This is a genomic window from Mesorhizobium sp. M7A.F.Ca.CA.004.04.2.1, from assembly GCF_004022825.1.
In the GTDB taxonomy this organism is placed as follows: Bacteria; Pseudomonadota; Alphaproteobacteria; order Rhizobiales; family Rhizobiaceae; genus Mesorhizobium.
Genome location: NZ_RZPH01000553.1, coordinates 1 through 4,016, shown reverse-complemented (window position 1 = coordinate 4,016; position 4,016 = coordinate 1). Strand labels below are relative to the sequence as shown.

Genomic DNA, 4,016 nt, shown 5'->3' with positions numbered 1-4,016 from the left:
CTGCCGATCATGGTCCGTTCGCGGAAGTTCGTGTTCGTCCACGCCGGCATCAGGCCCGGCGTCGACCTTGCGGCGCAAACCGACCACGACCTGGCCAACATCCGTTCGGACTTCTTCGAGGCAACGCACCTGCTCGACCGCTGGGTGGTGCACGGGCATACTCCGGTGGACGTCCCGAAGCTCGAAGGGCGCCGGCTCGGCATCGACACAGCCGCCTTCCAGAGCGGACGCCTGACCGCCGTCAGGATCGCCGACAAGCAAGGCAGGCTGATCTTCTCCTGACGCGCATCGATATTCAGGTGTGCTGACCTGAAGATCGATACACTTCAGAGAGGGTCCACTCGCGCAACGGTCGACGTCACACCGGCGCCTTGCCGCGCACTTCCGACTTTTCCAGATAGTAGCTCGAATATTTATCAAAGAATTTTTCCGACCCGCCGAACGATCCGTATTTGGCCAGTTTCTTCAAATCGACCTTGTTCAGCACCGCGCCGACGATCTTGTTGGCGACATAGGGTTCGGATTCCAGCATCGACCTGACCATCGCGCGTGGGGTGCGCCCCCACTCGGTGACCAGTACAAAACCGTCGACCAACGGCGCGAAGGCCTTGGCGTCGACCACCGGTCCGAGCGGCGGCAGATCGACGACGATGTATTCGAACGTCTCCTTGGCGTTCTCGATGAAGCGTCGCATGCCGGCCGAGGAGAGAAGTTCGCTGGTATGCGAGAAATGACCGCGCAGCACCGCCGGGATGATCGCCAGCTTCGTCTGCCTGTCGATCTTGCCGACGGACTGCCAGGTCTGGCCACTGACCACCGCTTCCATCAAGCCCTGCTCGGTTTCCATGCCAAGGCCCCGGCTGAGGCCGGGATTGCGCAAGTCGCCGTCGATCAGCAGCGTCTTGGAGCCATTGGCGGCGAGCAAGCCGGCGAGATTTGCCGCGACCGTCGACTTGCCTTCGCCGGGAAGCACCGAGATGACGCCGATGACGCGGCTGCCTTGCCCTTCCATCACGACGTCGAAGGCGATCTTGGCGCTTCGCAGCGTTTCGGAGAACATCGAGGCTGGAGAATCGATGCTGACCCGCATGCGCGCCCGCCTTTCGGCCGCCGACAGCGATTGGGTGGTCTTGGCGTCTACCTGGGTCTCGCCCGGCTTTTCTTCCTTGCCGAGCTTGCCGCCGATCGTGGGGAGATAGCCGAGGAATTTCAGGTTGACGCGGTCGCGCACGTCCTCGCCGGTCCTGAAGAAGCGTTCGTTGAACTCGTTCAGGCCACCAAAGCCGGCGCCCATCAGCAGGCCAAGCACCAGCGAAAGCCCGAGCACGACGATTGTGCGCGGGCTCGAGGCCGCCATCGGCATCGAAGCGTCGGAGATGATGCGGATCTTGCCGACAGGGAAGGATTGCTGTTGCGCGGCTTCCTCATAGCGGCCGAGGAATGTCTGGTAGAGCGTGGTGAGCGCCGTCGCCTGCTGATCGAGTTCACGCAGCTTGACTTGCGTCTGGTTGTCGACGGAACTCTTGCCCTGTGCGGCCGCGACGTTGGCCCTGAGCGCGGTCTCGCGTGCCTGCGCCACCTCATATTCGTTGCGATAGCTTTCGGTCAGCTGCTTCAGCTCGCCGAAAATCTGCGTCGATATGTCGGCCTTCTCCTTGGAGAGAGCCACCGCCTGCGGGTGCTCGGGGCCGAAATTCGCCTCGACGTCCTGCAGACGCTTGGCCACCGTGAGATAGCGGGTCTTGAGCGCCGATATGACCGAGCTGCTCGGCTGGTCGCTCGATATGGCGGCATCCTTGAAGGCGTTTTCGGAGCCGCTGTCGACAATGGCTTTGTACTGCTGGTAGCGGGCGCTGGCGCGCGCGGTGTCGGCCTGCGCCACGATAAGCTGGGCGTTGAGGTCGGAAAGCTGCTTGTCGCTCATCAGCTGGCCGTCGCTGTTGGCGGCCAGCCCGTGTTCGGCCCTGAATTTCTCAACCGCAAGCGAAGCTGCCTGCGAGCTCTGGCGCAGCTCCGTCAACCGGCCCTGGAGCCAGACCGCAGCCCGCTCGGTGGCATCGAAGCTGGCATCGAGCTGATCGGCGAGATAGGCATCGGCGTAGGCCTTGGTGATGGCGTTTGCCAAGGCCGGGTCCGTCGCCTGATAGCCGAGCGCGATGACGTAGCTTCGCCCGATGCGCGTTGCCCGCACCTCGCTCTGCAGCTTGAGGATCGCGTAGTCGCGGCGCGACGTGGCGATCAGCGCATCGCGGGCGGCCGGGTCGAGCTTGCTGAAGTCAGTGCCACCCGGCATGGAAGAGCTGGGGCGGACATACTGGATCAGGCCGCGGATGAGGCCTATGCCTTGGGCAAGCGCCGACTGGGGCGGATTCATGAATGTGTCGTTCTGGTCGAGCTTCAGCTTGTCGACGACCACGGCGGCAAGCCGCGTCGAGGTCAGGATCTCGATCTGGCTCAGGATCGCCGAATCGGTCTGCATGGTTGTCGACGTCGCCGAAATGTCGTCGACGATTTTGTTCAAGCCCTCATCGATCAGCACGCTGGCGACCGACTGATATTTAGGCGGCGTCGTCTGCAAATAGAGCAAGCCCAGGAAGAGACCGATGACGGCACACACGGCAACCACCTTGGCCTGCCGTGCGGCCATGCCAAGCAGCCGCTCGATATCGATGAAGTCTTCGCCGTCTCCTGCGTCCGAATTCGGCAATGGCATCCTCTTGTCGAGAGGAAAGTTGGCATAATTCATCTTCGGTCCAATTCTAGAGCCGGTCCATCGCAATGGACTCTATCTCACTGTTTCAACATGATCTTTTCCGGAAACCGGGACCCACTTTCCGGGATCATGCCTTGGCTTGCAGGCGCCTCGAAGATCGGGAGCATCGCCAGAAGCGAAGCAAGCGTCGTGCCAGACGGCGAGAACCTGCCGGCCCCTCTTCGCCGGCCATCTGACCATGCTCCCGAAAGATGGGCATTATGCGGCTTCTTCCTGGCGTTCATGCGACCGGACGAACTCCTGAAGCATCTCGAAAACCGGACCCTTCATGTCGTCGCGCGCCAGCGCGAAGGCGATGTTGGCCTGGATGAACCCTTCCTTGGAACCGCAGTCGAACATGCGACCCTTAAAAGGCTGGGCGAAGAACGACTGATCCTTCGACAGACGAACCATGGCGTCCGTCAATTGAATCTCGTTGCCGGCGCCGCGCTGCTGATTGCCCAGAAGCGCGAAAATCTCGGGCTGCAGGATGTAGCGGCCGTTGATGTAGAAGTTCGACGGCGCATTGGCCGGCGCCGGCTTCTCGACCATGGCCGTCACCTCGAAACCGCCACCGATCTCGGCGCCACGGCCAACGATGCCGTATTTGTTGGTCTCGCTCGGTTCGCAACGCTCGACGGCGATCACGTTGCCACCCGTGCGCTCATAAAGCTCGACGGTTTCGGCGAGGCATCCGCGCCCGCCGAAGGACACCATGTCCGGCAGCAGCAAGGCGAAGGGCTCGTTGCCGATAACCTCGCGCGCGCACCAGACGGCATGGCCGAGGCCTTGCGGCGATTGCTGGCGGATGAAGCTGGTGGCACCGGCCACAGGCAGCATGCTTTCGAGCGCCTCCAACTGGGTCTTCTTGCCGGTCTGCTCCAGGGTGCCGATCAATTCCGGATGCAGGTCGAAATAGTCCTCGATCACCGCCTTGTTGCGGCCAGTCACGAAGACGATGTGCTCGATGCCCGCCTCGAAGGCCTCGTCCACCGCATATTGCACGACAGGCCTGTCGACCACGGGAAGCATTTCCTTTGGCATCGACTTGGTCGCCGGCAGGAATCTTGTTCCAAGCCCCGCCACCGGTATCACGGCCTTCCTGATTTTCTTCATCGCAAATTCCTTCTGAGGAGATCGACTTCAGTCCATTCACAGGCCACGAAAAATCCCTCCATGTGCCTGCATCTTCACCTCCCCGCCCCAACGGCAAATTGTGCCGCCATTCTTCGCAACCGCACGGCGATCGGCATGCCCATATGCC

General features: G+C 61.9%; 2 protein-coding genes and 1 pseudogene. 1 reads left to right on the top strand and 2 read right to left on the bottom strand.

The window, feature by feature from the left end; translation table 11 throughout:
* Window positions 1–282 (top strand): annotated as a pseudogene (locus EN893_RS22395) (serine/threonine protein phosphatase); the annotation flags it as partial.
* 76 nt (window positions 283–358) lie between these two features.
* On the opposite strand, the gene EN893_RS22390 reads toward EN893_RS22395, so the two are convergent.
* Both EN893_RS22390 and EN893_RS22385 read right to left on the bottom strand, forming a co-directional pair.
* The gene (locus tag EN893_RS22390) at window positions 359–2,746 is read right to left on the bottom strand and encodes a polysaccharide biosynthesis tyrosine autokinase (RefSeq protein WP_127272247.1); all 2,388 of its coding nucleotides are present in this window, start codon (window positions 2,744–2,746) and stop codon (window positions 359–361) included.
* A gap of 225 nt (window positions 2,747–2,971) precedes the next feature.
* Window positions 2,972–3,868: a UTP--glucose-1-phosphate uridylyltransferase gene (locus EN893_RS22385; protein WP_127269746.1), complete on the bottom strand. Its 897-nt coding sequence runs from the start codon at window positions 3,866–3,868 to the stop codon at window positions 2,972–2,974.
* Between the last annotated feature and the right edge of the window lie 148 nt (window positions 3,869–4,016).